Raw genomic sequence first — 2,500 nt, 5'->3', positions numbered from 1 at the left:
TGCTAGGCGTTCGACACTCGATAAATATCGAAGGTCTAAAGTCGAAAATCGAATAATGCGGCCCTGTGGTGTAGCGGTCTAACATGCCGCCCTGTCACGGCGGAGATCGACGGTTCAAATCCGTTCAGGGTCGCCATAAGCAGCGAACCAGGTTCTCACGAGCCGATAGGCGAAATGAGAACCTGAGTGAGTCGCTTAGTTCCGAACGATAGTGAGGAACATCCTAGTTTCAATTAGTTGACTCCGTAGCTCAGCTGGATAGAGCGTTTGACTACGAATCAAAAGGTCGCAGGTTCGAATCCTGCCGGGGTCGCCATCGCTGGCGTAGCTCAATAGGTAGAGCAGCTGACTTGTAATCAGCAGGTTGTGGGTTCAATTCCTATCGCCAGCTCCATTCAAATATGGAGGGATTCCCGAGTGGCTAAAGGGAGCAGACTGTAAATCTGCCGTCTTTGACTTCGGTGGTTCGAATCCACCTCCCTCCACCAATTACGGATCTATAGCTCAGTTTGGTAGAGCATCCGGCTCATAACCGGCGGGTCCTAGGTTCAAATCCTAGTAGATCCACCAATAACATGCGGTCGTGGCGGAACGGCAGACGCGCTAGCCTCAGGAGCTAGTGGGGGCAACCTCGTGGTGGTTCAAATCCACTCGACCGCACCATTTTAAGCAGGGAACCAAGTTTCTAGGAGCGAAAGCGACTCGGAAACTTGTGTGAATCGCTTAGTTCTGAGCAATTGCGAAGAACATCCTAAATAATGCGGTAGTGGCGGAACGGCAGACGCACCAGCTTGAGGGGCTGGCGAGGGCAACCTCGTGATGGTTCAAATCCATTCTACCGCACCATGAAATACCAAAACTTTTGTAAATAATAGTGTTGACATAAATAATTAAAAATGCTATTATATGATTCTGCGCCGGTGAAACAAACGGCAAAAAAAGAGTGTTCCCTGAAAACTGAACAATGTAAGTAATGCATCAACGTACTATCGTGCAAGCTTACAAACGCATCACGGTCCTAATGGCCGTCGCGAATGTAATCTTGATACAATGTACGGAAAGCCAGATGTGCGGTGCTCATTTGAGCACATTAAATAATTTCTTTAAATTTTATGAGCCATCAGATGGCTTCAATAAATAAAACTTTATTGGAGAGTTTGATCCTGGCTCAGGACGAACGCTGGCGGCGTGCCTAACACATGCAAGTCGAACGGAGTATTCATTTATGGATACTTAGTGGCGAACGGGTGAGTAACGCGTAGACAACCTGCCTCTAAACTGGGGACAACACCGCGAAAGTGGTGCTAATACCGAATGTGGTAACTTGGTTGCATGACTGAGTTAAGAAAGGTGGCCTCTATATATAAGCTACCGTTTAGAGATGGGTCTGCGTCTGATTAGCTAGTTGGTGAGGTAATGGCTCACCAAGGCGACGATCAGTAGCCGGTCTGAGAGGATGAACGGCCACACTGGGACTGAGACACGGCCCAGACTCCTACGGGAGGCAGCAGTGGGGAATCTTCCGCAATGGACGAAAGTCTGACGGAGCAACGCCGCGTGAGTGAAGAAGGTTTTCGGATCGTAAAGCTCTGTCGTTTGGGACGAACGTATCTTGTGTAAATAATGCAAGGTAATGACGGTACCAAAGGAGGAAGCCACGGCTAACTACGTGCCAGCAGCCGCGGTAATACGTAGGTGGCAAGCGTTGTCCGGAATTATTGGGCGTAAAGGGCGTGTAGGTGGATTTTTAAGTCTTGTGTCTAAGTGCGGAGCTCAACTCCGTATGGGCGCAGGAAACTGGGAATCTTGAGTGCAGGAGAGGAAAGTGGAATTCCCAGTGTAGCGGTGAAATGCGTAGATATTGGGAGGAACACCAGTGGCGAAGGCGACTTTCTGGACTGTGTCTGACACTGAGGCGCGAAAGCCAGGGGAGCGAACGGGATTAGATACCCCGGTAGTCCTGGCCGTAAACGATGGGTACTAGGTGTAGGAGGTATCGACCCCTCCTGTGCCGGAGTTAACGCAATAAGTACCCCGCCTGGGGAGTACGGCCGCAAGGTTGAAACTCAAAGGAATTGACGGGGGCCCGCACAAGCGGTGGAGTATGTGGTTTAATTCGACGCAACGCGAAGAACCTTACCAGGGCTTGACATTGAGTGAAAGGTCTAGAGATAGATCCCTCCCTTCGGGGACACGAAAACAGGTGGTGCATGGCTGTCGTCAGCTCGTGTCGTGAGATGTTGGGTTAAGTCCCGCAACGAGCGCAACCCTTATCCTTTGTTGCCAGCACGTTATGGTGGGAACTCAAGGGAGACTGCCGCAGACAATGCGGAGGAAGGCGGGGATGACGTCAAGTCATCATGCCCCTTATGTCCTGGGCTACACACGTACTACAATGGGCTTAAACAAAGCGAAGCAAGCCTGCGAAGGTAAGCGAAACGCATAAACAAGCTCTCAGTTCGGATCGGAGGCTGCAACTCGCCTCCGTGAAGTCGGAATC

Annotated in this window: 7 tRNA genes and 1 rRNA gene (1 of these 8 only partly in view); all 8 read left to right on the top strand. The window is 50.6% G+C overall.

The annotated features are described in order from the left end of the window. The first annotated feature begins 59 nt into the window (after positions 1-59). Positions 60-136, top strand: a tRNA-Asp gene (locus tag SATMO3_RS21315). A gap of 103 nt (positions 137-239) precedes the next feature. Beyond that, positions 240-316, top strand: a tRNA-Arg gene (locus SATMO3_RS21310). Between the two features lie 2 nt (positions 317-318). Beyond that, positions 319-394 (top strand) — tRNA-Thr (locus SATMO3_RS21305). A gap of 9 nt (positions 395-403) precedes the next feature. Continuing rightward, positions 404-488 (top strand) — tRNA-Tyr (locus SATMO3_RS21300). Between the two features lie 5 nt (positions 489-493). Continuing rightward, positions 494-570: transfer RNA gene (locus SATMO3_RS21295), tRNA-Ile, on the top strand. 7 nt (positions 571-577) lie between these two features. Next, positions 578-663: transfer RNA gene (locus tag SATMO3_RS21290), tRNA-Leu, on the top strand. A gap of 97 nt (positions 664-760) precedes the next feature. Next, positions 761-846, top strand: a tRNA-Leu gene (locus SATMO3_RS21285). A 299-nt stretch (positions 847-1,145) separates the two neighbouring features. Beyond that, positions 1,146-2,500: ribosomal RNA gene (locus tag SATMO3_RS21280) — 16S ribosomal RNA — on the top strand (it continues 200 nt past the right edge of the window).

Source organism: Sporomusa aerivorans, from assembly GCF_041428895.1.
GTDB classification, from domain to species: domain Bacteria; phylum Bacillota; class Negativicutes; order Sporomusales; family Sporomusaceae; genus Sporomusa; species Sporomusa aerivorans.
This window is presented reverse-complemented; position numbering and strand designations above follow the sequence as displayed.